Annotated in this window: 21 protein-coding genes and 1 other RNA gene; 1 reads left to right on the top strand and 21 read right to left on the bottom strand. The window is 31.8% G+C overall.

The genetic code is table 11. From position 1 onward, the window contains the following. The 19 genes from BKH44_RS06550 to BKH44_RS06460 all read right to left on the bottom strand — a co-directional run. Positions 1 to 696 (bottom strand): hypothetical protein (locus tag BKH44_RS06550; protein WP_143428317.1); only part of this gene is annotated, 696 nt, incomplete at its 3' end. A gap of 186 nt (positions 697 to 882) precedes the next feature. Beyond that, the gene (locus BKH44_RS06545; RefSeq protein WP_180674134.1) at positions 883 to 2,253 is read right to left on the bottom strand and encodes a relaxase/mobilization nuclease domain-containing protein; all 1,371 of its coding nucleotides are present in this window, start codon (positions 2,251 to 2,253) and stop codon (positions 883 to 885) included. Positions 2,254 to 3,311: 1,058 nt separating this feature from the next. Next, positions 3,312 to 3,677: a transfer-messenger RNA gene (gene ssrA / locus BKH44_RS06540) on the bottom strand. A 144-nt stretch (positions 3,678 to 3,821) separates the two neighbouring features. Then, positions 3,822 to 4,442, bottom strand: coding sequence for a phosphoserine phosphatase SerB (gene serB / locus BKH44_RS06535; RefSeq protein WP_095271476.1), 621 nt, complete (start codon positions 4,440 to 4,442; stop codon positions 3,822 to 3,824). Positions 4,443 to 4,455: 13 nt separating this feature from the next. Next, positions 4,456 to 7,449 (bottom strand): transcription-repair coupling factor, encoded by a 2,994-nt coding sequence (gene mfd, locus BKH44_RS06530; RefSeq protein ID WP_095271473.1) that lies wholly within the window; start codon positions 7,447 to 7,449, stop codon positions 4,456 to 4,458. Beyond that, positions 7,436 to 7,849: a polymer-forming cytoskeletal protein gene (locus BKH44_RS06525; RefSeq protein ID WP_095271470.1), complete on the bottom strand. Its 414-nt coding sequence runs from the start codon at positions 7,847 to 7,849 to the stop codon at positions 7,436 to 7,438. Before BKH44_RS06525 ends, mfd begins: the two co-directional genes overlap by 14 nt. Continuing rightward, positions 7,762 to 8,709, bottom strand: coding sequence for a M23 family metallopeptidase (locus BKH44_RS06520; protein WP_095271468.1), 948 nt, complete (start codon positions 8,707 to 8,709; stop codon positions 7,762 to 7,764). Before BKH44_RS06520 ends, BKH44_RS06525 begins: the two co-directional genes overlap by 88 nt. Positions 8,710 to 8,713: 4 nt before the next feature. Further along, entirely contained in the window at positions 8,714 to 9,652 is a 939-nt protein-coding gene (locus tag BKH44_RS06515) for a M23 family metallopeptidase (RefSeq protein WP_095271465.1), read from the bottom strand. Next, positions 9,642 to 10,790 (bottom strand): Mur ligase family protein, encoded by a 1,149-nt coding sequence (locus tag BKH44_RS06510; RefSeq protein ID WP_095271462.1) that lies wholly within the window; start codon positions 10,788 to 10,790, stop codon positions 9,642 to 9,644. Before BKH44_RS06510 ends, BKH44_RS06515 begins: the two co-directional genes overlap by 11 nt. After that, positions 10,781 to 12,196, bottom strand: coding sequence for a GGDEF domain-containing protein (locus BKH44_RS06505; protein WP_095271459.1), 1,416 nt, complete (start codon positions 12,194 to 12,196; stop codon positions 10,781 to 10,783). Before BKH44_RS06505 ends, BKH44_RS06510 begins: the two co-directional genes overlap by 10 nt. Positions 12,197 to 12,237: 41 nt before the next feature. Further along, positions 12,238 to 12,735 carry an LPS assembly lipoprotein LptE gene (lptE, locus tag BKH44_RS06500; protein ID WP_095271456.1) on the bottom strand — a complete coding sequence of 166 codons (498 nt, stop codon included), beginning with the start codon at positions 12,733 to 12,735 and terminating at the stop codon, positions 12,238 to 12,240. After that, positions 12,735 to 15,194 (bottom strand): leucine--tRNA ligase, encoded by a 2,460-nt coding sequence (gene leuS / locus BKH44_RS06495; RefSeq protein ID WP_095271453.1) that lies wholly within the window; start codon positions 15,192 to 15,194, stop codon positions 12,735 to 12,737. The genes lptE and leuS overlap by 1 nt, the downstream gene beginning before the upstream one ends. A 9-nt stretch (positions 15,195 to 15,203) precedes the next feature. Next, positions 15,204 to 15,545, bottom strand: a complete 342-nt coding sequence (locus BKH44_RS06490) for a DUF6394 family protein (RefSeq protein WP_095271450.1) — start codon at positions 15,543 to 15,545, stop codon at positions 15,204 to 15,206. A gap of 11 nt (positions 15,546 to 15,556) precedes the next feature. Continuing rightward, positions 15,557 to 16,528, bottom strand: a complete 972-nt coding sequence (gene secF, locus BKH44_RS06485; protein ID WP_095271447.1) for a protein translocase subunit SecF — start codon at positions 16,526 to 16,528, stop codon at positions 15,557 to 15,559. 2 nt (positions 16,529 to 16,530) lie between these two features. After that, on the bottom strand, positions 16,531 to 18,114 hold the full coding sequence (secD, locus tag BKH44_RS06480) for a protein translocase subunit SecD (protein WP_095271492.1): 1,584 nt from the start codon (positions 18,112 to 18,114) through the stop codon (positions 16,531 to 16,533). A 5-nt stretch (positions 18,115 to 18,119) separates the two neighbouring features. Further along, on the bottom strand, positions 18,120 to 18,404 hold the full coding sequence (gene yajC / locus BKH44_RS06475) for a preprotein translocase subunit YajC (RefSeq protein ID WP_095271444.1): 285 nt from the start codon (positions 18,402 to 18,404) through the stop codon (positions 18,120 to 18,122). 53 nt (positions 18,405 to 18,457) lie between these two features. Beyond that, positions 18,458 to 19,774: a sodium/proton antiporter NhaA gene (gene nhaA, locus BKH44_RS06470; protein ID WP_095271441.1), complete on the bottom strand. Its 1,317-nt coding sequence runs from the start codon at positions 19,772 to 19,774 to the stop codon at positions 18,458 to 18,460. Beyond that, the gene (nhaA, locus tag BKH44_RS06465) at positions 19,767 to 21,245 is read right to left on the bottom strand and encodes a Na+/H+ antiporter NhaA (protein WP_095271438.1); all 1,479 of its coding nucleotides are present in this window, start codon (positions 21,243 to 21,245) and stop codon (positions 19,767 to 19,769) included. The genes nhaA (BKH44_RS06470) and nhaA (BKH44_RS06465) overlap by 8 nt, the downstream gene beginning before the upstream one ends. A 23-nt stretch (positions 21,246 to 21,268) precedes the next feature. Further along, positions 21,269 to 24,001 carry a RecB-like helicase gene (locus tag BKH44_RS06460; RefSeq protein ID WP_095271435.1) on the bottom strand — a complete coding sequence of 911 codons (2,733 nt, stop codon included), beginning with the start codon at positions 23,999 to 24,001 and terminating at the stop codon, positions 21,269 to 21,271. 103 nt (positions 24,002 to 24,104) lie between these two features. On the opposite strand from BKH44_RS06460, the gene BKH44_RS06455 reads away from it, so the two are divergent. Continuing rightward, the gene (locus tag BKH44_RS06455; RefSeq protein WP_095271432.1) at positions 24,105 to 24,917 is read left to right on the top strand and encodes a hypothetical protein; all 813 of its coding nucleotides are present in this window, start codon (positions 24,105 to 24,107) and stop codon (positions 24,915 to 24,917) included. A gap of 81 nt (positions 24,918 to 24,998) precedes the next feature. On the opposite strand, the gene pseC is transcribed toward BKH44_RS06455, so the two are convergent. Both pseC and BKH44_RS06445 read right to left on the bottom strand, forming a co-directional pair. Beyond that, complete coding sequence (gene pseC, locus BKH44_RS06450) at positions 24,999 to 26,105, bottom strand: UDP-4-amino-4,6-dideoxy-N-acetyl-beta-L-altrosamine transaminase (protein ID WP_095271430.1); 1,107 nt, start codon at positions 26,103 to 26,105, stop codon at positions 24,999 to 25,001. Beyond that, a complete protein-coding gene (locus BKH44_RS06445; protein ID WP_095271427.1) occupies positions 26,102 to 26,755 on the bottom strand; it encodes a hypothetical protein in 654 nt (217 codons plus the stop codon). Before BKH44_RS06445 ends, pseC begins: the two co-directional genes overlap by 4 nt. Positions 26,756 to 26,786: the final 31 nt, after the last annotated feature.

Genomic DNA, 26,786 nt, shown 5'->3' with positions numbered 1-26,786 from the left:
TCTTGTTTGTGTGTTCAAAGAAGAAATGAAATTTGTCATTTGAGCACTCCTTTGAACCCCAGCATTCAGAGAAGAGAATTTCTTTTGATCATTATGGATGGTTTTGAAAGCTTGTTGTTGAGCTTGACTTAGGGTTGATACTTTAAAAGTTATTTTGTTTAAAATTTCATCTAAGGTACTATTAATTAATAAGAATTTCGAAATAAAATTATAAGGATCTAAATTAAATACTTTTATCAACCTAACTATTCTATCGTATTCTTTTATTATACAATTTATATTTGTTGTACTTTTTATAATACATGATCTATTCATAATATGTTGTATTGAAGGTATATCATTAACATTAATTTCACCTTCTTTGATTTCATCAAAATAATTTTTGTATAGAACCTGACCAGTACCGGGTCTATGCACTATCTTATCGTTTTTATAATCATTGATTATTTGTATTAGTCCTTGATTGAATAGGGCATTATGATTTCTTACTCTATTAATCGCGTTATTTACTTTATCCATATTATGTTTAACCGATTTTTTACGGTCTTTTACCCAAAAATCGGTTAGTTTATCATAATATTGTAAGTTATACTCAATAATATCTTTTATAGAATAGTTTGGCTTTGGCTTGTATGAATATAAAAAATTGTAATCTGGTTCTGGTGTTGCCTTTAAATCACTGACCCCCCCCCCCATAAGCAATCAAGCAAAGTATTGTTGAGATTTTTAAGTATGTTTTTTTCATTGTAGAACCTTTTCTTTTTTGTCAAATGTTTAGAATATTATAAAACTTATTTTCATAAATGTCAATATAAAATTGATTTTTTTACTTATGGGGGGGGGGGTATAGTAAATTAATTGCTTTCAAAGAAATTAAAGATTTTAATGATTTAATGATTGATAAGTTTTTAGGTTTTCATCCAATGATGTTACCTTCTCTTCTCTTATGCTTCCTTCATTCCTATCACTCATATCTTTTTTCATACTTTCTAATACATTCAAATCTTTATTCAATATATCAATAGCTTCATCAATCTTAAATACATTTGCATCCTTAAAAACTTTCAAAAGCATCAGATTGTCTTTGATGTATCCTAATGAATTTGACAATACCTTTTGTTTGGATAAAGCAATATTTGATTGAATGGATTTAAGAGTCTCTATGAATGATTTAGAAAAGAATTTACAAGATTTCTTGTTCTGCTTTATAAAATCAATGATGGCTTTTTGCCTTTTGAATTGAGAATAATCATTATGAGCTAAATTCCTCCTTTGTGCATCAAAAGATTTGTATGTGTTGTTCAATTCCTTATGCTCATAAAACAACTGCTTTTTTATTTTGTATTTATCTCTTAGTTGCATATGGATATTTTTGAGTTTTGAAGCGATCTTGAAATTTTTATAATGTATAAAATCTTTCCTTAGTCTTTCTTGTTGTGTTGTGAGTGATTCAATCTCTTCATTAAGCACTTCAATATTCAATTCATTCATAGAAATCTTTTTTGCTATTTGTTTTAAGTTTTTAGCTAGCTCTATTGAAATATCTTTTTGTGTATCAGGATAGAGTTTTTCAAAACTCAAATCCCTTTGAAATTTGTATTTATTCTCATATGAAAAATTACTATTGTAATGATTGAGGCAATCTTTGAAATCTTCTCTTAATTGATTGAAAAAGTTTTTACAATCCCTCTTAGTGTTGAAATGTAATTTCTTATTTGTATACAGATTATTTTTATTCACAAGGATATGGATATGTGGGTTGTTTTGATGGGTATGCTTGACCATAATGTATTTATATCCATTGAAGTTTTTTCTCATCGTTGTTTTGAGTGATTTTTCTAAAGTTTCTAAATTTTGTTTTGTAAACTCTTCATCAATACTAAAGATAAGATGCATTGCTTCTTTTGCATCCTTTTTGCTAGAAAAATCTTTTTGCCAATCTTTCAAAACTTCTTGTTGGGTTTTAGTTTCATCATCTTGATTCAAACAAGTAGATCCTAAAGAATTCTTGATAATATAATTGAGTGCATTTTTAATCCCATTGGCAGAAAGATTGGAAATATTTTTTATTACAACTTGTTTGCTTGTTTTATTTGATTGATTTGTTTTATCAAGATTATATAAAGAGCCTATGTTAGAAAAAGAAATATTTGGAGATAAAAATCTATTGTTTTTCTTTGGAATAAAATTGATATTTGATGCTTGTTGTATTTTTGTCTTTATCTCTTCAAAATCAAAAAATATTTCATCCATAGTTCTCATAGCTTTTAAATCTTTTTCTCCCTTTTTGGTTTTAAAAATAAATCAAGTTTGATGCAAAAACTTTCAATCAAAAATATTTCAAAACTCATCAAACAATGAGCTTAAAATATTTTCAATATTTTTCAATCAAAAGCATTTTATCTTTTTTGAATCCATTTTTGTTAGCAGGATAACCCTTTTTTATATACATAAAAAAGGTCTAAATATCATCAGTAACGGGTTTTAAACCCTGAAATTTTTGACAAAATTGGTTTTTGAAATGTTAGAGGAAAATGTGTTTGAAAAAATCAAATGGATTTAACAAGTTTATGAGTTGTGGATTTGAATTTATTTGAATAGATTTTTTTAATTGATTTGTAAAAAAATAATCAAAAATATCAAAAGAAATGATTTGAATCTTATATGAGTTTGAATCCAATATTTAAATCAATTATTTTTCTTATTTTCAATCATAAACTTTTATCAATCCCTAAATTAGTTTCATCAAAAATAAATCATATTCAATCATAAAAAATATTCAGATAAAAAAGTAGATTAATATAATATTTATAGGTGATTAATAAGGACAAATTGCGTGAAGGATTTGGTTGGATTCGGCAAGAGATTTTAATCTTGTGATAGGTTTTAAGATTGAAGGTATTTCTTATTCTGCTTTCAATCAAAATGAAGAGATTGAAAAACAAAATGACAGGATAACATTCCTCAATTCCCTCAAAAGTGATTTTGAAATAAATATTTTCTGTAAAAAAGAAAAGGTAATCATAGACAATAATTCATCAAATAATAAAAATATTTATGCAAAATCAATTATAGATAAATGGGAAAATGATTTTGAAGCTTATCAAATCAATTACTATCTTTTTATTGCCACAAAACAAAAATCTTTGAGTGGATTTTTTGAAAAGAAAAAAGAATCCCTTACAACAGAGGCAAACAACAATAGGAATGATAAATTTGATTTGAGTTCTAAAGCAAGGAAACTTGAAGATAAAAATATGTATCAATGTGTAGTGATATGTTATGATATGTATATGAAAAGAAATTTTTTGTGGTGGAGCTGTGGGGAATCGAACCCCAGTCCAAAAACCATACCCAACAAGAGTGTCTACATGCTTAGATGAGATTGAAAAGTCTTTTTGTATACCCTACCCAATCCCCAAATCAAGATATACAAGCAGCCAAAGTCTTTTTTTGCAAATCAGGCGTTTTGCAAAAGCATCTAGCAGCAATGAGGGCTTAACCAATACGCTAGAATTATTGATAAAGCCCGCTCCAAAAAGTTAGTTAACTCACGCTACTTTCGCGTAAGCAGGAGCATAATTTGAATTATTTGCGTTTATTATTTGCGTAGTTTTACGGCATACAGCCGGCATGCAACCCAAGCAATATGACTCCTGTCGAAGCCAATCAGCCCCATAAAAAATGCTCTCATAATTATAGCATTTTTTATATATCAAATCCTATGATCAAAATAAACCACTTGATATGTCATAAAATACATATAAAATTATTAATTTATTGTAAGTTTAGTATATCGTTGATACTTCAATATTTTTAATTTAAATATAATTTAAGATTTTTGTCAAATCTTTTTCATCAATAATGATATTGGCTTGTTTTTTCAGGATATCTTTTGCACAAAAGGCTATTTTTTTTTCAGCATAGGTAAACATACTAGCATCATTAGCACCATCGCCAATAACAATAGTATCTGCAGGGGAAATTTGTAGCAAACTTTGCAGGGTAAGTAGCATTTGACCTTTCGAAAAATCAAACATCATTTCTCCACCCACTTCACCGGTTAATAGACCATTTTTAGAATGGAGTGTATTGGAAAACTCTGCATCTAATCTGAGTAGATTTTTGAAATGTGTGGTTGCGAATTTGAATCCACCGCTGAAACAAACAACTTTGTAATTTTTAGATTTCAGCTCCAAGATAACTTCTTTTGCACCTTGCATTAAAGGCAAGTTTTCACAAATTTGACGAGCTCTTTTTTCTTGCATTCCTGCAAGTTCTTTGACTCTTTCTTTTAGGCTTTGATAAAAATCAAGTTTGCCTTCCATAGCTTTTGTGGTTATTTGAGCGATTTTGTTCTTGATACCATAATCTTGAGCAAGGAATTCAATGGTTTCACCATCCATTAGGGTTGAGTCAAAATCAAATACAGCTAATTTCACAAACACATCCTTTTTAGCAACATTGTTTTTTCCTAAGGTGTGTTAAAATAGTGTTCAGAATGTCATCTTCATCTTTGCTTGGAGATTGGATATATTCTTTTGAATCAATATAGATGATAGAAATATTTTGACCATAGTTTGAGAGGGTTTTGACCCCAACTGTATTAGCTAGGATTTTTATGATAATGATTTGAATGAATTGGAGGCTCATTGCATCAAGCTTGCCAAAGCGGTCTTCTATCTCGCCTTCTATTTCATAGACTTGGTCTATTTCTTTACACAAAGATAGTCGTCGATAGAGTTCTAGTCTCAAGCGATTGCTTTCAATGAGCTCAGGATTGAGATAAGCACTCACATTTAGTTTGAGTTCTGCATTTGAACTGATTTGAGATTCTTTGCCACTGAGCTGATTGATAGCCTCTTCAAGCATACGAATATAAAGGCTATAACCGATATTTTTAATATGTCCACTTTGAGCTTCACCTACTAAGTTTCCTCCACCTCGGATTTCTAAATCATGGTATGCTATAGAAGCTCCACTGCCTAAATAAGAGTTTTTTTCTAGTGCAAGGAGACGTTTTTGTGCTTCTGGAGTGATAGATTTTTTGTCTTCTATTAAAAAATAACAAAATCCTTCTTTGTTACCTCTACCTACGCGTCCTCTTAGTTGGTGGAGATCTGCGAGTCCAAATTTATCAGCTCCATCAATGATGATAGTGTTTGCATTGGGCAAATGAATTCCTGATTCAACTATAGAAGTGCAAAGTAGCATTTGATAACTTCCATTGATGAATTCAAACATAATATCTTCACTTTCTTTAGAATCTATTTGAGAGTGTAGGATGGCGATTTTGAGTTTTGGGATAAGTTCTTGAATTTCTTTTTTTGCTTTAGCAATACTCGCAATATTGTTATGTATATAAAAAATTTGACCATTTCTACGCAGTTCCCGGTGGATGATTTCTTTTAACAGAGCAGGATTCTTTTCTTTCAAAAAAGTTTTGTTTGTTTGTCTTTCTATAGGTGGAGTAAGCAGAGTACTCATCCCTTTGATTTGTGAAAGAGCCATATTCAGAGTGCGTGGAATAGGGGTTGCAGACATACTGAGTAGGTGTAAATCTTTGTTGAGGGTTTTGATAGCTTCTTTTTGTTTGACACCAAATTTATGTTCTTCATCTACGATAATCAAAGCAAGGTTTTTAAACTTTACATTTAAAAGTGAATGTGTGCCTATAACAACATCAATTTCACCTTCTAGGAGTGATTTGAGGATATGGGCTTTTTGGGAAGGTTTGATGAAACGATCAAGTTTAGCTATCCGCATTCCATAGGGTTCCAATCTTGTTTTGAGGGTGTTGAAATGTTGGTTAGATAAAAGTGTGGTAGGTACAATCATTGCAGATTGGAATCCATTTTTATAAATGGCAAAAATAGCATTGAGTGCTACTTCTGTCTTGCCAAAACCTACATCACCACTCAACAATCTATCCATTACTTTGCCACTTTCTAAGTCTGAGAATATTTCTTTTATAGCTTTTTGTTGGTCATTTGTGAGCGTAAAATTAGAAGAATTTTTAAATATTTCGATTTCGGGCAAAGTTGTATCTATTTTTTTTCCTTCAATGAGATTGCGTTTGGCTGCAAGATCAATGATATTGCCTGCAATTTCAAATAGCTTAACCCTGACTTTTTCTTTCAGCTTGCTAAAGCTACCTTTGCCCAGCTTATCTATGATGGGCGTATTGCTAGAAGTTGCGATATATCGTTGTATTAAATGCAAGTTTTCTACAGGAAGCAATAGTTTATCTTCATCTTGATAATCAATATGGATAAAATCCCTTGTATGACCTAAAATATCGGTTTGTATGATACCTCTAAAGATGCCTATACCATAATCATCATGTACAATACATTCTCCTATATTGAGTTCATCAACGCCCAATTTTGATTTTTTTTGTTTTTTTGTTTTGGAGTAAGTGTTTAGTGAAATGATGAGTTCTGTCGGAGTAGAAATATTGATGATACAATCAGAAATGATTGGGCTGTATTGATTTTTCAGACCAAGGTTTTTTATGAGAGCTTGATTTTTTGCAATAAGGGTGATTTGTTTATTTGTATTGAGTGCTATGATAGAGTCTAAAATTTTTGTATCTACATTGATATCAAAACTACCATCAATAGGTTCATCAAGTGTTTTTAGATTTGTGAGATCTTTGAGTTTGATGGTGGGGTATTGTTCAAGAGAAAATATTTCTCCTGCTTCTTTAAGGGCTTCTTGAGTGATGATACTTTTATAATGTTTGATAAAATCTACCCCCCATTCTCCCAAAAACCAAAAACCTAAAGAAGCAATATCTTTGCTAAATACATCAAAAGAGGAATTTTGAATTTTTTCATCAAGGGATTTGTACTGTTTTTCATTGAGGCTGAATATTGCTGGGGGGATTATGAGGGATTGTTTTTCTTCCTGGATACTGATTTGAGTGTCTGGATCAAATATGCGTATGCTTTCACATTCCGTATCAAAGAAGCTGATTCGATAAGCATTTCCAAAGGGGATAAAAATATCCATAATATCTCCTCGAAAACTTACCTCGCCTTCCATTTCTACAATATCAACATTTTCATAGCCATAATAGAAAAGCTTTTTTTTAAGCTCTTCTATTTGAATATACGATTTTTCTTTTAGTTCAAATGATTTTAAGAGATCACTACATGGCAGTGGATAAAGAAGTGTTGAAAGTGGTGCGATGATGATTGAAGTTTGAGTAGAAGTATAAAATTCACGCAATTTTGTAAGTAGCTCGCTTAATTCATTTGTAAATGAACGCATATCATCACCCATTTTTGCTCGCAAATCGGGTAATAAAATAGGTTTAAGGGAAGTTTTTGATTCAAGAAATTTGGCAACTTGATAGGATTGCAGTGCTTCTTGAAAATCTTTAGTGATTAAAATGTTAGTTTTTAAACCCTTTTGCAGGGCATCATAAAGGCTAGATTGTATCATTTTCGTGTTTAGTGATTTTTTGAAGTTTTTGGATGGTATTTTGTTTCGTTTTGCTCTCACCCATAAAAATACCTTTACGTTCAATGACGAGTTCTGAACTGATTATCTTGCCATCAATTTTACCAAGTGGAAGTATTTCGACTACTTCAGATTCTACAACACCTTCAAATTTACCACTTACTATAAGTTTTTGAGAGTGTATCTCGCCACTTACTAAACCACTTTTCCCAACCATAACGGTATTTTTAGAATGAATATTGCCTTCAAATTCACCATCAATATGTAAATGGCAATCTGTATGGATTGTGCCATTTAGTTTTGTTCCTTGAGCGATAATTGTTGCTGGTCCCATTTTTCCTGCCCCATTAGGTTGTTTATTGTCGTTAGTAAAGATTGCCATGCTATTGTCCTTTCTTTTTGAAATATAGAATCAAAATGTTTCATATCCCATTTTGCAAAATTAATTGGATTTAAAGGTTGGTTTAAAAAACGAACTTCATAATGCAAATGAGGACCTGTACTCACTCCTGAATTACCACTATAAGCGATTAATTGTCCTTTTTTTACGAATTCTCCATTTTTTACAATGATTTTATTAAGGTGTGCATAATAAGTCTTAAATCCAAAAGAATGTGCTACTTTTACAAGTTTTCCATAACCGCCATTCCAACCATTGGCAGCATAATCTATGACTCCATCAGCAGTCGCATAAACAGGTGTATCGACTTTAGTGCTAAAATCAAGGCCTGTATGTTTATGTAAAATGTGCAAAATAGGGTGCATTCTGTTTCCAAATTCTGCTGAAATACGACGATAATTTTCAAGTGGATAGCCATTAGGGATGAATTTCATTACAAAAGCTTTTTGTGCCCCAGTAATACTAGCTATATCAATACGTCCAATCAAATCATTATTATTTTCTAGTTCATAATCATCTTTGCTCACACCAATGACACTTTCAAGATCATTTATTCTGTCACCTGCAAGAGAAATTTCTTCTAAACGTTGGTTGATTTGTTCGGTGAGATAAGAGTTTCTTTTGAGCATCCTCTGATATTGGTCTTTGATGAGGATATTTTTTGAATTGATATCTTTGATTTCAGAATTGAATGCACTAATAGAGACTATCAAAAATAGTACAATAGAAATGATAAATAGTAAAAAATACAGACTAAGCTGTCTGAAAATCATACTTACATTGATATGACGACTGCCATTTTTATCTGTAATCATCAAGACAAGTCGTTTATCTGTAATCATTGATTTATTGTTGCTCGTATCTTGGTAACTCACTGGCTTGAGAGAGTTTATAGTTTTGGAGACGAGCAATATCTCCTATTGCCCATACTAAAGTTTTCCAGTCTATTGAAGGATCATTTTTAAATACTTCTTCAAAATTATCAGAATTCCAAGCAGTGTAGATGGCAGGATTGAGTATCTTGCCTAAAAACCTGACCTCATAATAAAGTGTGTTACCATTAGAATTACCTGTATGCCCACTATACCCAATGACTTGACCTTTTTGAACAAAATTTCCTTTTTTTACTACAGATTTTTCTAAATGTGCATAAACAGAGCTAAAACCAAAAGAGTGTGTGATTTTGACCAAATTACCATAGCCACTATTAGATTGATTGCGTACAATATCTATGACTCCATCAGCAGTCGCATAAACAGGAGTACCCTCATTTGTAGCAAAGTCATAACCCGCAGGGATTCCTTTGACTCTTTTTGTGGGATGAGGTCTCATAGAGGTAGATGTTTTAGAAGTGTATGAAGTGATAGGATCTCCACTTGGGATGAGGGTAAGGATAAGGATTTTTTGAGAATTTGATACATCTTGAAGATTGATTGTATTTTCATTAGATGTTTGTTTGTTTGCATTCTTTTTTAAATCCACTATATTTTCTAAATCATCTATTTTTTGACTCACAATAGTCAGTTCATCAGTTTTTTGCTTTATCTGGTCTTTTAGTCGATTGTTTTTTTGATAGATAAATTTGTATTCCGAAAGAGCAATGTTTTTATTCAAAGCAATTTGGTCTATTTTTTGCATCAAAAATTTCATCAATAAAAAACTTGATAATATGACAATCATAATGAAAGTGCAACAAAAAACGATGACTTTTTTTATATTTTTAGGCAATCGGAACTGCTTAGAGCCTGATTCATCGACAATTGTGATGACAAGTTTATCGTGCATTCCTTTCCTCCAAAAATTTTTTGATTACACTAAAAGATCCAAATACTAGATATTTTTCTTGTGCTGAAATTTTTTGCATTTCAAAAGGTTCAAAATCTATACCTAGAGATGATATTATTTTCTCCAATTTTTCATTTTCTATTATCCTTTCATTTTCGACTTGGATAATGAGGATTTTTTTGATAATTCTTTTAAGTGTTATCAAAATGGATCTGACATCTTTTTGTTTGTAGGTATTATACACCAGGATTACTTTTTTGTTGCTAAAAAGTTTTGCCAGTTCTTCTGCGGCTTGTTGGTTATGCCCAACATCAATAGTGATATTTGGAGCTATTTTTTGTGCTCTTCCAATGATATCAAGTTTTGGAAATGTAGTTATATTGATTTTGCATTCAAGATAATGCAGGACATTCAAAGCTGTTTGAAAATTTTGAGCTAAAAATCCTGCTAAATTGTATTTTGAAATATATAATTTAGCTTCTTTTGAAATAGTTGAAGGGATTTTGTATAATTTGGATTTGTATTTTTTAGCAATCTCTTGAGCTAGATAGTTTACAATACTTGATGGTTGATGGGATAAAAATGCTATTGGTGCCATTGATTTGAGTTTGGTGGTTGCAATTTCTTCAATACTATATCCTAAAATCTCTTGATGATCTAAACTAATAGGGGTAAAGACAGAAATATCACGTTTCAGACAAGTCGTAGAATCGTATTCTCCTCCAAGTCCAGCTTCAAGGACTACAAAATCTACATCTTCAGATAATACCATAGCTAAGAAAGTTGCGTATTCAAAATAGCTACAAGCTGCAATAAAATCAAATTGTTGCAAAAATTGATGAGCTTTTTGGAGTTCTTCATCTTTGAGGATTTTGCCATTTTTATAAAAACGTTCATTGAACTCAAATAAATGCGGAGAAGTAAAATGCAAGACTTTATACCCTGCATTCAAGAGTCCTAATGTGATAAATCTTCCAGTGCTTCCCTTACCATTTGTCCCTACTATATGGATTTTTTTAGTTTTATCTTTGATAAATTTTGATAAATTTTGATAAATTTTTTGAGCCCTTTGAGGATCAAAAGGTGCATATTCTGCACCTTTTTTTTCTAAAAAATCTTTGAAATTATTTATTCCCATTCGACACGGTTTCTTCCTGCTTTTTTTGCCTTATAGAGGAATTTATCAGCAGAGTCTATCATTTCATTTTTGTTTTCATAAGAGTTCCTATCGGCTATTCCAATACTAGTAGTGATGTTGATTTTTTGATTTTTGTAAATAAAATTGCTTGCTTGAATGGTTTGACAGATTCGTTTGGCAAATTCTTTAGCTTTTTCTAGATTGGTTGAAGGCATCAAAATCATAAATTCATCACCACCATATCTACCAACAATATCTGTACCACGACAATTTTGTTTTAGGATTTTGCTGAATATAGTGAGTAATTTATCTCCTGCTGCGTGACCATAAAAATCATTAATATTTTTAAAATTATCAATATCAAAAAACAAGATTGAATAATTGATATTTGCACCTTGAAATTGTTGTTCATAGATTTCTGCTATGTTGTCAATATATTTGCGATTATAAACATCTGTTAGATTATCTAGCTTGGATTGTTCTTCAATATTTTTTACATATAAAGAGAGCGTATTGAGTTGTTCATAAAGGTGTTTGATTTTCTCTTCTTTTGTTTTTAAGATCGTATTAACTTCTGTAATTTGGGTATATAAAACATCTGTCGCATTCACAAGACTTTCTTTTTCTTTTTGGAGATTATCATCATTATTAGATATGGCTTCTTTGATTTTTAGGATTTCTTTGATGTGTTCATTGTTATTATTGACAGCTTTATCAATTTCTATTAGTAATTCATTTGTATTTTGACCAATTTCTTTACCACTTTTTTTAATTGTGTTACAATTTTGTATTTTCACTTCACAAATTTCTTCTAGTATCTTGAGTATATCATTATCGTTGATTGATTGAGGGATTTTTTCAATCTCTAGGATAGCTTTTTGAAATTCTGGTTTCCTCTCAAATGGAGAAGAATTGATAAGTTTAAGGATTATATTACAGATTTTCTTTTGTATTTTAATGTGTTCTTGATTTTGGATAAAAGCATTCCAACTTTCAATGAGGTTTTTAATATCTTCTGGATTTTGAAGATTATTAGTGATGAAAAGTTGAGGGTTTTGTTCTTGTATTTTTTGACTTAAACTTTCTGTGATAAGCCTTAATAAAGTATTTAAGAGCATTCTTGTTTGGTTTAAAAATTCTGTTCCATTTTCAGAACTATTGATATTTAAAAACAAAATGAGTCGATTGATGAGTTCATCTTTTGTATGGATATCATATTCAAAAAGGTTTTTTATGTTTGGACTTATGGAGCTTAATACTTTTTCTAGCCAGTCGTCTTCTTGTGTAATGAGGTGTTCTTTTTCCCATTCTTGGCAAAATAGTTCTATTTGTTCTTCTTCAGATAATTTAGACATTTGATTGATTTTTTTAAATATTTTTCTCACTAGAGGCTTAAAATTAGACATTTATATTTCCTATTCCTTTTTGTTTAATTATAATATCATATTTATTTGCCTTGATAGGAAACTTGAGAGATAAATTTATCAATAGTTTGATCAAGTGCTTCTTCAATTGCATAATAGCGATTATTATATGTTGTTAGAGGGTTTTCTAAAGATACTGCGTAATCATAATAACCGCTATTTTTAAAACTTTTTTTAATGCCTTTTTTGTCATCGTAACTGAAAGTCACATATACTGTTGCTCGATAAAAAGTTGTGAATCCTTGTTCGTTAGTTGCAATTGAAGTATCTGTTATATTGGTTATTTCAATAGTGATGATTGAATCAGCTTCTTGTTCTGAAGCTAGTTTATTTTGGAATCTAGATACAATAGCTTTATTGAGTGAGTCTTTGAATTGGACAGAGTTTTCAGGATTAGCAAGGTTGACAATAAGTTTGACATAAATACTATTACCTAAAATTTTTTGTGCATAGTAAGCAGATGGCATATATCCACAGCTTGTCAAAATAATAAAAATAATCAGTAAAAGAGTATTTTTCATTATTTGATAACAAAATTCACAATTTTATTGGGAATGATTATTTCTTTGAGTATTTGAGTATTTTCTAACCATTTTTGAGCAGCTATTTTTGAGACTTTGAGCACTTCTTTTTCATTAGTGTTTGGTGGTAATTGGATTTGGGTTCGTTTTTTCCCATTGATAGTGATAGCGATAGTTAGTTTTTGAATTTCTAAGGCTTCTTCTTTAGGTTCTATGGGGGACATATTTTTTAGTTCAAAATATTTTTCACTGAGTTCCCAGCAAATATGAGGGATAATTGGTTCAAGGATGTGTAGTAATATAAAGTATCCTTCTGTCCATATAGAACTATTTGATTGTTCATTAAGGGCATTCAAGGCTTCCATACAAGAAGCAATAAGAGTGTTGAATGCATAGCCACTTTGTTTTTTGTTAAAAATATCATTAGATTTGTTGAGTGTTTCATAGACTTTTTTTCTGGCAGTTTTTTCTTTTTCATTTAGTTTTGATTGGTTGATTTTAGGGATGGTTTGAGTCGGGGTTATATTTTTTGATCTTTCCCAAAGACGTTTGATAAAACGGTAAGAGCCTTCTACTGCATTATCACTCCATTCAAGTTCTCTGATAGGGGGTGCGGCAAATAAAATAAATAATCTAGCTGTATCAGCTCCATACTTTCCAATGATACTGTTAGGATCGACTACATTGCCTTTAGATTTACTCATTTTAGCCCCATCTTTTAAAACCATTCCTTGTGTCAATAGGTTTAAAAAAGGTTCATTGGAATTTATATAACCCATATCTCTAAGGACTTTTGTAAAAAACCTTGCATATAAGAGATGTAAAATAGCATGTTCAATACCACCAATATATTCATCAACATCCATCCAATAAGACAAGGATTTTGACTCAAAAGGTTTTTGTCCCCAAAGATTACTTGGAGTGGTGTATCGTAAAAAATACCAGCTAGATTCTACAAAAGTATCCATTGTATCCGTTTCTCTAATTGCTTTGTTGCCACATTTTGGGCATTCACAATATTTCCAAGTTGGGTGTTTATCTAATGGATTGCCTTCGCCATCAATGACAACATCTTCAGGTAGGATAACGGGTAGATTTTCATCTTCTTGAGGTATCAACCCACATTTTTCGCAATGTATTAGTGGAATTGGAGTTCCCCAATACCTTTGACGTGAGATACCCCAATCCTTGAGTTTGTAATTTGTTCTAGCTTTTCCTAAGTGATTTTTTTCAAAATATTCAATGATTTTATCACGAGCTTCTTGAGAATCAAGTCCATCCCAATTTTGACTGTTTTCAAGGATACCTTCCCCGATGTAGGGTAGGGTATCTGTTTGTGGTGTGTTTGATCGGAGAACTTTTTTTATGGCAAGGTGATATTTTTTTGCAAATGCAAAGTCTCTCTCATCGTGTGCGGGTGATCCCATTACTGCACCACTACCATAGTCAGCCAAAACAAAATTTACTGCCCATACAGGCAATCTTTCTTGAGTGATGGGGTGTAGGACACTAATTCCTAAATCAATACCCTCTTTATCACTCATTGATCTTTCTTTAGCGTTCATATTTTGTATTTTGTTGATTTCAGAGATGGCTTTTTTGGGCAGATGATTGTTTTGGCATAATTCTTTTACAATAGGGTGTTCTGGAGCGATTGCACAAAAAGTAGCAGCAAAGATTGTATCTGGACGTGTCGTAAAAACCTCTATGTCTTGAATATTTTTTATAAGCAAGCAACTTTTTTCATCTAACTTGAATTTAAAGCTCAACCCTTTTGATTTCCCAATCCAATTTTTTTGCATCAATAAAACTTGTGATGGCCATTTCCCTTCAAGTGTATTGAGGCTTTCAAGAAGTTCTTCTGCATAATCAGTGATTTTAAAATAATATTGGAACATTTCTTTCTGGATGACTTCAGTATCGCACCGCCAACATTTTCCATCAATGACTTGCTCGTTTGCCAAGACAGTTTGATCATTTGGACACCAATTTAAGTAGGCTTTTTTGCGATAAATCAAACCTTTTTTCCACATATCAATGAAAAATTTTTGTTCCCAACGTGTATAGTCATTATCACAAGTGGCAAATTCCCTATCAGCACTGAAAGATAGCCCTAAACTTGCGAGTTCTCTTTTCATATTTTTTATATTATCATAAGTCCATTTTTTTGGATGGGTTTTGTGCTTAATGGCGGCATTTTCAGCTGGCATACCAAATGCATCAAAACCCATTGGGTGTAATACATTGAATCCATTTTTGCGATAAAATCTAGCTAAGGCATCGCCAATACAGTAATTCCTAACATGACCCATATGGATGGCTCCACTAGGATAAGGCAACATACTCAATATATATTTTTTTGGTTTAGAAAAATTTTCTTCAGGTTCGTGTGTATGGTTTTTTTTCCAAAATTCCTGCCATTTTTTTTCTATTTTTGTGGGTTGGTAGGGAATGTCCATATTTGTTTCCTAATAATCCGCATCGTTTGTTTTAGCACTCTCTATTAACAAAAGTGCGATAGAGAAAATATTAGCAATCAAAGCACCAATGATGAGTACATAAGTAACATTTAAATTCCCCAAAACTTGCAAAAAGAAAAAAGCAGGTATTAGGTGAAAATCAGCCACTAGCGAACTGGCTAAAAGTTCAGAAGCAAGTTGTTTTTTTACACCGATTTTGAGTGTCGTTGAGATTAGATTTAAAGCAAGTGCAATGAATAAAATCACAAGATTAGGATCCCATAAAAATCCTGCAGTAGAAGTTAAACTACCAAGACTAAAGAAAATAAAAATTACCTTACCCCAATCCATATTCTTTCTCCTTAAACTCGACCATTTTCATACATCTGTCGTAGTTGTTTTTTTTCTTGAGCTTTTTTAGCTTTTTTGATTTCTTTGGCGTGGTATTTTTCAATACTGAATCCAAAAATAATTGCTAATTTTGGAGCCACAAACATTGAACTATAAGTCCCAAATATAACACCTACAAGCATTGGTAATGAAAATCCAATGATAATTTCTCCACCAAAAATATAAAGTGTTAAAACTACAAAAAATACTGTCAGAGAAGTCAATAATGTTCGTGAAAGTGTGCTTGAAATAGCTTCATTGATAACTTCTTGAATGTTGTTATTGCGTGTGATGAGCATTTTTTCTCTGATGCGATCAAAAACAATGATAGTATCATTGATAGAATATCCCAGTAAGGTTAGCAATGCAGCAATCACTTCCAAATTAAGATCAATATCAAATATAATAACAGAAGCTGCTGTGATGATGACATCATGGACTAAAGCAACAATGCCTGCAAGTGCAAATCTCCATTCATAGCGGAAACTTACATAAAGCATCATTGCTATTGTTGCTAATATAAGAGATAGGATACCTTTTTGTTTGAGTTCATTCCCTACTTTTGGTCCTACTGTATCAAGTTTTCGGATTTCGAATTTTCCAGTTGATTGAAGAAGGTTGCTGATGATTGGGCTTAGATTTTTTTCTGCACTTGTTGGTGTATAGGGTATTCTAATTAGGACTTCTTCTTTTGAACCAAATTCACTGACTTGTACTCCTTTGAATTGAGTATCTTTTTCAAGCAATTCACGGATTTTTTCAATTGGGGCAGGTTGTTCATATTTGATTTGAGCAGAGCTACCTCCAGCAAAATCTATACCAGGCGTAAATCCTTTTGTTATAAGTAATATAAAGGCGCCAATAGTCAAAAAAATAGATAGGATAAGTCCATATTTGGAATAGTGCACAAAATCAAAAATCTTGACTTTTTTAAAGATTTCCATTTTTAATCCTTTTTATTTATGCCAAACCAAAAATAAAAATGCTTTGTTTTAGCAATTTTAGGAAGAATGGCAAGATAAAAACCTTGTGTTCCAATGATAGCAGTGATGATTGAAGCAATGATGCCAATACCAGTAGTGATAGCAAAGCCTTTGATAGCTCCTGTTCCATAGACATAAAGTAAAATGGAGGCAATCAGAGAAGTGATATTAGAATCAAAAATAGCTCTAGAGGCATTGATATATCCTAAATGGATAGCTCTAGTAATATTTTCTCCTGCTCTTAGCACTTCTCTAATCCGTTCATTGATAATGATATTAGCATCAACTGCAATGCCTACTGTCAGCACAATTCCAGCCATGCCTGGTAGGGTAAGGGTCGCACCAAAAATTGCCATCACTGCAATGATCAATAATAGATTTACAATAAGTGCGATAGAGGCAATTACACCTGCCATTGAATAATACACAATCATAAAACCTACGACCAAAATAAACCCACTTATGAGAGCTATCATTGAAGCTTTGATACTGTCTTGACCAAGACTTGGTCCGACACTTCTTTTTTCCAAGACTTGTATAGGTGCAGGGAGTGCACCACTCCTTAATGTGATAGCCAGATCACTTGCCTGTTCAACATTAAATCCACCGCTAATCTGACCACTTCCACCGCCAATTCGTTCTCGAATGACAGGGGCTGAATAGACTTTTCCATCTAAAACAATTGCCATCCTCTTATTGATATTTGCTCCTGAAAAATCCCCAAAGATTCTAGCACCTTGAGAATCGAGTGTAAAGCTTACTACTGGTTGATGGTTTTGATCATAAACGACTCTCGCATCTGTTAGCATATTTCCATCTAGTATAGGGATAGCTTTGAGGAGGATTTTATTCCCTCTTTCTCCTGAAGAGTCAGAAAAAGGAAGGATCACATCCCCATATTTTTGTGCTTCAAGTTCACTCATAGTGTCTACTCGACTATTCCTTTCTTCATCGACAGCCATCATTTGGAGGTGTGCAGATTTTGAGATGAGTTCCCTAGCTCTTCCTTCTTCTTGGGGAGTTTTGATTCCGGGTAGTTGAACTAAAATATCATCTTTCCCCTGTTGGGTTACGCTAGGTTCGCTCAAGCCAAACTGATCAAGTCGGTTTCGGATTGTTGAGATTGCCTGTGATATAGCATTTTTTTTGATAGTATCTTCTTCTGTAGGGGTTAGAGTAATAGTGTAGTGTTGATTGTTGGAGTCTATTTTAATTCCATTGAATTTATTTAAAATATTTGAAAGACTCCCAGATTCATCTGCATCAATCAGATCAAAACTCACACCAGTTTCATTAGAATGTATATTATTTAGCAAGATATTTGCTTGTTTTGCTTCATAGTTTACTGAAGAAGCGACAGAAGAGTATTTGGTTTTGATAGCTTCTTGGGTTTTGACTCCCAAAAGTAGATTAAGACCACCCTGAAGATCAAGTCCTAAGGTAATTTGTGGTCCTTTTGTATGGAAAATAGAGGGGACAGATAAAGCAATCCCAAAGATAATAGCAATCAGAAAAACTATCAACCTAGGATTAAAAATTTGCCTCATAAAAATCATTTTGAATTCATGTCATCAAGTTTATAAGCTACATATTCTTTAGCTAATTTTACTATTGTTTCATCATTAAGTTTGACACTGAAAAAAGTTTCTTCAGGTTTGATTACCTCGCATATAAACCCACCTTGAGCGACTATTTTATCACCTTTTTGTAGATTGCTAAGCATTTCTTTGTGTTTTTTTTGTTGGACTCTTTGAGGTCGGATAATAAAAAAATAAAAAATTGCAAATAGCACAATCAAAGGCAATATTGAAGTCAAGAGTTCTTTGTAGTTTTGCATAAACATCCTTTCATTGTTAGAAAAATTAAGCGGTATTCTAACATTTGTTTTATTTATTTTTCTTTAGGATTTATTTTTGATAGGAATATTAAATAAACAACTCCAATCATTCCTGAAATAAGTGAACCACCTAAGATTGCTATTTTAGATACTTCCATAGATTCAGGATGTGAAAATGCAAGGTTAGAGACAAACATTGACATTGTGAAACCAATTCCTGCTAACATCCCAGCTCCTAAAATATGACCCCAATTTATCCCTTTGGGTCTAGTGGCGATTCCTATTTTTTCACAAAGGAATGTGATGATAAAAATACCTAATGGCTTACCTATAACCAGACCTAAAACTACACCCAAAAGGATATGATCAATGTTAAAATTGATATCGCCACCAATATTTACTCCTGCGTTAGCAAATGCGAATAAAGGCATTATAAAATACGCACACCATGGTTGTAGAGTATGCTCTAGTTTACCTAAAGGGCTTTGTATGGTTTTGAGTTTCTTTTTTATAGTATGGATTTCTTCTTCAGTAGGATATTGTTCTTTGGTGGTTTTGGATTGAAAGGATTCTCCTAGTGTCTTGATGAGATTTGAAAAATCTTTACTTTGTTTTTTTGGAGAAATTGGGATACAGAAAGCTAAAATGACCGCAGCTATAGTGGCGTGGATACCACTATTGTGGATAGTAAACCAAAGCAATACCCCAAGAACCATATAAGGGATAAGATTTTTTATATTCATTTTATTTAAAAGTATCAAAATCATCACAACACCTATAGCACATAATAACCATAGGAGTTTTAAGCCTGTAGTATAAAAAACAGCTATTATTATAATAGCTCCCAAATCATCAGCTACTGCAAGGGTTACTAAGAAGACTTTTAAGGCTATGGGTACCCTTTTGCCTAAAAGCATTATGACTCCTAATGCAAAGGCAATATCTGTGGCCATTGGAATACCAAAACCATGAGAAGATTCACTCCCCGCATTCAATAAATAATAAATCAAACCTGGTGCTATCATGCCACCAAGTGCTGCTATAGCAGGAAAAGCAGCTTTTTTAAATCCTGCAAGTTCTCCAAATAAGATTTCACGTTTGATTTCTAAGCCTACCATCAAAAAAAACAATGCCATCAAGACATCATTAATCCAATGATGAATAGAAAAACCGACAAAATGTTCTCCAAATTGGAATCCAAATTCTGTATGCCAAAAATCAAAATAATACGAGTTTAATGTAGAGTTAGCTATAACCATAGCTAAAACAGCACTGATAAACAAAAAAATCCCTCCAAAAGATTCGCTTTTGATGAAACTTAAAAAGACATTTATAAGGCTTGTTTGAAGAGGTTTTTCAAATTTATTCATCCATTATCCTTTTATTTGATCGTGTGCTCAGTATCATTAATATGATCCCTAAAATAATTGAAATCAAAGAGGCAAATAATATAGAAATTTTCGACACATCAACACTTGCGGGACTAGAATAAGCAAGGTTGGCAACAAACATTGACATTGTAAAACCAATCCCAGCTAAAGAACCTACTGCTAGAATATGTGCATAAGTTAGACCTTTTGGACGGATAGATAGATTGATTTTTTCACTCAAATAAGTAAAAAGTACAATCCCAATAGGTTTTCCGACTACTAGCCCTAACACTGTTCCCCAAAAGATGCCATCAATGTCAAATTCTACCTGCGAGTTTATGCTAACCCCTGCATTTGCAAAGGCAAATAATGGCACTATAAAATAGGCACATAATGGTTGTAGGGCTACTTCAATACGTATCAATGGATTTTGAGCATATTTGGAATATTTAGCAATAGTATCAAGCATATGAACTTGTTTACTGATTTTTTCCATATCTACTTTTTTTTCAGTATTTTCACTTGAAGTGATGAAATTTTTGATATTTTTCCAAGATGATGCAAAAAATCCTATTTTTTCCTCGTCTTGATGTGTATGGATATCTTTACCATTATTGGTCATAAAATTGATTTTATTCCATTCTTCCATCATATTGATGAAGTAAGTTTTAGTGATTTTTGACCTTCCTGGGATGGCTAATGCTAAAATGACTGCAGCTACAGTAGCGTGGATACCACTATTGTGAATAGCTATCCATAGCAATATACCTACTCCTAAATAACTCCAAAGGTATTTTGTATCTGTATAATTCAGATAGATGAGGACACAAATAAGCCCCAAAGAGATATATAACCATTCAATATGTAATGTATTAGTATAAAAGAATGCTATCACACTGATAGCTCCCAAATCATCAGCTACTGCAAGGGTTACTAAGAAGATTTTAATGATAGAGGGTACTCTTTTACCTAAAAGGAGAATTACCCCAAGTGCAAAAGCAGTATCTGTACTCATTGCCACACCAAATCCATGTTCTGATGGAGTATTGTGGTTGAAATAAATATAGATAACAATAGGGATGATAATACCTCCAAGTGCTCCAAATATTGAAAACCCTACTTTTTTAAAACCTGCAAGTTCTCCATAAAGAACTTCCCGTTTCATTTCTAAGCCTACCATCAAAAAGAAAAAAGACATCAAAACATCATTGATAAAATTCAATAAGGTGATACCACCAGATTTATTTGCAATGAATCCTCCAAACTCCATTTGCCAAATTCCAAAATAAATATTTGAAAATTTTGAATTAGCTATCAATAAGGCAATCACTACACAGAAAAATAACAATAAACCACCAAAAGATTCGTGGCTGATGAAAGTATGCAGACCTTTTTGTAGCCTATCTTTAACATAGGAGCCAGAATTTTGAGGCTTTTGTTCTTCTTTTATTACTCTCAATACTTTTTCCATTGCTTCCCTCAAAAAATATACTTTTATAGTATAGGTATGAATTCTATTTTTTCACGGACATATAAAATATAGGCTTCAATATTTTCCCATTGAGTTTTGGTAAATTCAAGATATTTTTTGACTTGCTCTTTATGTTTATCTTGATTTTTAATCCCACTTTTATAATCTAAAATGAACATTCTATTATTCGTATTTAGCAACATCGCATCTATACGATTTAAGCTACCATTATCCAAATACGATATTTCTGATTTTATCAAAGCTTCACTGATGATTGATTTAAACATTTCATTTTTTTTGAGTTTTTCTATCAAGTGCAGGATATATTGGATATTTTTTTGAGGCAGAAAATAGCCATATTCGTTTGTAAGGATATTAAAAATTTTTTCTTCAGTGATATTGTAACCCAAATCGCATTCAAGTGCTTTGTGTAAAGCCTGACCAAAAACAATATCTGCTGAGCTATATTGCTGAGGGTTTTCTTCTTGTTTGATGAATCCAACTTGTCTACCAAAATTTTTTTGTTCAATGATGATAGGCTTGGGTTTGATTTTTTGATTTTTTGATTTTTTTTGATTTTTTATAGAGCCAATCTCTTCAGTTTTTAGATCAAGAATTTTGAATGCACTTTTAGATTCTTTTTGAATAATAATGAGTCCTTCTATTCCACGAGTAAAGGCTACATACAAGACATTTTTTTCTTCTTTTTCTCTCGCTTGATTTTCTTTTTCTTTGGCTAGTTTGTATTGTGTATCAAAAAGTTCTCTATTGTTTTGTTTATAAAAGATTTTTTTAAGTTCAATACCATCATAATCAAAGATAAGCTTATCTTTATTGTTTGGTTCCCCACTCATTCTATCACAAAGGATAACATAAGGGAATTCAAGTCCTTTAGAATTATGAATAGTCATTATTTGAAGACCTTTTCTGAACTCTAGAGCAAAGTCATTTTCAAGCCTGCCAATAGTATTGTAAAACTCATCTAAATCATTATAATCACAAGAGATTTCAAGCATTTTTTGTGCAGCTTCACTATAAAGATTAAAAGTTTCCATTATTTTTAGGATAAATTCTTGTGGTGTAGAAAAATCCTTTGCAATGGGCATTTGAATATCAGTATTGTATGATAATCCTGCAAGTTTTAAGGCAGATTTTTTGTAGAATTCTGATTTTGTTTTTGAATAATCAATTGAATGAATGATGATTTTTGATTCATTTTGTTCTATTAGTTTTTTATTGGTTTTAGTAATGATTGGGAGGTTTGGATTTTTACTCAAAAGATAATTTTTGATATTCAATCCATCTTCATTTTTAAAACATAAAATAACAATGTCTTCCAAAGCAATATTATTTTGTATCAGCAAATCCAAATTATCCCAAATATAAGCATAAATATCTTCATTTGGTGTGCATATTTTGACAAATCCATCATAAGATGTGTTTTTGTTGGGGAAATTTTGAGGTGTATAACCCTCAATTTTGGAATCAAAAATTTTATTCACATAATCAATAATATTTTTATTACTACGATAATTGTATTGTAGATTTTTTTTTGTTATATTTTTGGAAGCAATATCAAAAAGGGCAGGGTTGCTACCACGAAATCTATAAATACTTTGCTTGGTATCGCCGACAAAAAATATGCTTCGTTGTTCAAATCGACCCTCTCCAGAGTAGATTTCATCTATGATGGGTTTTAGGATTTTGTATTGGATAATGCTAGTATCTTGAAATTCATCAATTAGAATATGAGTGATTTTATCATCAAGACGGAAGTAGAAAAAATCTCTTTCAAAATGATTTTGTAACAATTCATAGGTTTTGAGCGTGATATCTTGAAAATTCAGGGTATTATTAGTGAGTTTTGCCTTACTTTTTTTATATAGTTTTAGAAAATCAGAGATTTTTGAGAGTATAAGGGATTCACGGTATTGGTAACATTGTCTTACAAGCTCTCTTAAAGTTTCAAAATCTTGTTCTAAGCAAGAAAGATTAAGTGCTTTAAAGTAGAAAAAATCATTTCCCTTTTCAAGCCAAGTGAGTGAAGTTTTTATAAAGGTATTGAAGTTTTTGTATTCTTCTATCTTAATAGTTTTTTTTGCACTATTTGAAGCATTTTTTTCTTTCAAAATAACATTTTGTATTTTTTGTGCTATTTGCAAAATTTCTTCAAAAAATATATTTTTAGGTGTCTCTATCATGTAGTCTTTTGGATCAAAATTTTCAGTATTCATTTTATCCAGTAGCTCAAATAGGGTTTTTGGTTGGATATTTTGTTTGATGCAAAATTCTGAAAATTCTGAAAATTCTACTTGAATTAAAGAGGATAGAAATGTTTCATAATTCTTGTCTTTATCATCAAATTCCACTTCAAAATTATGCTTGACCCCAGCGTGCCAGCAAAATTTCTTTAAAATAGATTGTAAAAAAGAATCAATAGTCATTATTTTTACATTCGCACTCAAAAATCTCTGATAAATCAGAGGAATATTTTTTTCAATCTCTTGGACATCAATGTTGTATTCTTTTTTTAGTTCATCAATAAGGTTTTGGGCATTTTTATTTTCTTTTAATGAAAAGAGATTGTCGTGTATCCTTTTTTTCATCTCTGTTGCTGCTTTTTTGGTGAAAGTGAGGGTAAGGATTTCGTTAGGATTAGCCCCATTCAAAAGCAAACTGATATAACGCATTGCTAGGGAAAAAGTTTTTCCACTGCCTGCAGAAGCCTTTAAGGCAAGCCATTGTTTGGAGTCCATTTTTATTAAACCTTAATATGAATTGATTTTGTTAAATATAGCAAAATTTTTGCCGATATATTGAGTAGATTTTTGTTATAAAAATTTTGATGTGGAGATTCAAATGAAAAAGCTATTTTTTATTTTATTAGGGGTTTTGTTATTTTTATCGACTATTGATGCTGCTACAAATACAACAAAAAAGAATCAAAGCACAAGACCGACTATAAAAACAGTCCAACAGAAACGTAATCTTATTTTGGGTAATTTTACTAAAGGTTCTATTGTTGATGGTACTAAAGGTACAGGCTCTGTTAGGAGATGGTATCTTTTTAATGAAGGAAGTGTGGGTAGCTCTTATACCATATTGGGTAAATCACAATATGTCTCAGTTGATTTGGGCTATAGTACTTATATACGTACAATAGAGTCTCTTTTAGGGGGGATGAATTTTATAGTTGGTACAGAGATAACTGTACCTATTTATCTGATGACTAAAGGAAGATCAAATATTTTAGATGATCATCGATTTTTAGAACGTGAAGAAACTAAGGGTGTTGCAGGTTTTGGTGTTCAGCTACCTTTAATAATGGGATTGGAATACAAGGGATTTTATATCTTAGGACTTGGTGGATATACTTGGCTTTTCATGAAAGATACTTATTATAATGCAGGACAAGGCGAGAATCCTACCGTTTCAACACAATATGATGGTATTATTTATGGTGGTGGGTTAGGGTATAAAATCAGCAATGTTGTCAATATAGGTCTACGTTATGTCAGGGGTAATATGACCAATCGACTCAATCAGACAAATTTTGATGCTCAAGCAATAGCAGAAGGATTAGAGGATAACAGCATTACAAAAGCTCGTGGTAGAGACCTTTATAATGTTAATTATGAAAGATTTTATGCTTTTATTTCCTATGTTTTTTAAAGTTTAGTTTTTGCCTTTGCTAGCCAAGATGATATATTGATTTTTCTAAATTTGTTATAGAAAATGACTTATGTTAATTTATTAGGATTGTTCAAAGACTTTTAAGATTTTTCCTGCACACTTTTTGGCATCATCAAGTGTCATTTTTTGATGGCAGGGGATTGATATTTCTGCACGATAGAAATCATTGGCATTATTGAGTTTTATATCACCAAAAAGCTTTTTGTAAAGACTAAATTCATAAATAGGTTTGTAATGGACTTGTACGCCCAACCCCTCTTTTTGAAGTTGAGTAAAAATATTTTCTTTAATACACCAAAATTCAGGTGATAGTATGATTGGATAGAGGTGATTGGTTGTTTTGTGTGGTATATTTTGATGTAGAGTGAAAAAATAAGGATTATTTTTGAAGATAAAATCATAAGTTTGTGCGATTTCTTCACGTATGCCTATAAAAATATCAAGCTTTTTGAGCTGAGAGATTCCAAGTGCTGCTTGAAGCTCTGTCATACGGAAATTGAATCCGCTATTATTCACATCAGTATTCCAAAGATCTTTTTTTATTACTCCATGAGATCGGATAAGTTTAGCTTTTTCATACAAGTCTGTATCGTTAGTTACAATTGCTCCGCCTTCACCTGTTGTGATCGGTTTGATAGCGTGGAAGCTAAAAATACTCATATCTGCAAGGGTGCCAATCTTGTGATCTTGATAGATGCCCCCAATAGAGTGAGAACTATCAGAGATGAAGAATAGATCATGCTTTTTACATATATTTTTAATAACTGCTGCTTCAATACTATTGCCTGCATAATCGACACTAACAATAGCTTTTGTTTTAGGGGTGATGAGAGGTAATATAAGCTTTTCATTAATATTACCATCTCTTTTAACATCACAGAATATAGGCTTAACACCACATTCAAGGAGCATATTTGAAGTAGCTACAAAGCTTATGGGTGAAGTGATGGCTTCATCATTTTTGGATAATCCGATTGCTTTGTAAGCAGCATAGAGAGCAGAAGTAGCAGAATTGAATGTCAAGCAATACTTCATATTGAGGTATTCTGAAAGTTTTGATTCAAACTCTTCGTTTATTTTGCCTTGGGTAAGTTGAGGACTACGCAGAGCATTTGTGACAGCTTTGATGTCATCTTCATCTATTGATTGAGTGCTATAAGGGTTCATCCTAATAACTTTGTGATACGTTCTAAAGTGATGCCTTCAGGTTTGTGTGCATTTTTGAATTGACTTTGATTGAGGGCTGATTTATCAAGCGTGTTATAGCTAGAATCAGTTTTTTTAAGTTCATCCATCGTTGTGCTGAGTTTATTATGAAGTATGTCAATCGCTTCTTTGGCATATTTTTTTTGTTCATCAAGATTTTTGATGAAATTTTGAGGGGTATTGGGGTCTTGGATATTGACAATAGAAACTTTAATTGATTTTGGATCAAAATGGATGTCTGTGGATAGTCTTTGGTAATTTTTGGAAAAAACATTTTCTCCATTGAAGTTTGAATCTTGAAGTATTTTGTAGATTTTTTCTTTGAGTTCGTCGGCTTTTTTGATATTTTTTTCTTCTTGAGGTTTTTTTGATATTTTTACTAAGTCTTTTGCATCGTGATTTATTTCATCAATTTTTTTTACTGCTATTTGTAATGCACCGATAGCATTGTTAATATCTTTTACAGTTTTAGAAATTTCACTTTGATTGATTTTTATAGAATCTTGAGTTTCTTGAGTATCTTGTGTTTTGTCTTGAGGGTTGATTTTTGAAGATTGTTTTGAAGTGATATTTTCTTTGATAGAGGTAGAGTTATGTGGTGTAATCTTCATAATCCATTCCTTCGGGTTATTTTGATTATTA

This window comes from Helicobacter sp. 13S00477-4 (assembly GCF_002272785.1).
Taxonomy (GTDB): Bacteria; Campylobacterota; Campylobacteria; order Campylobacterales; family Helicobacteraceae; genus Helicobacter_J.
This window is presented reverse-complemented; position numbering and strand designations above follow the sequence as displayed.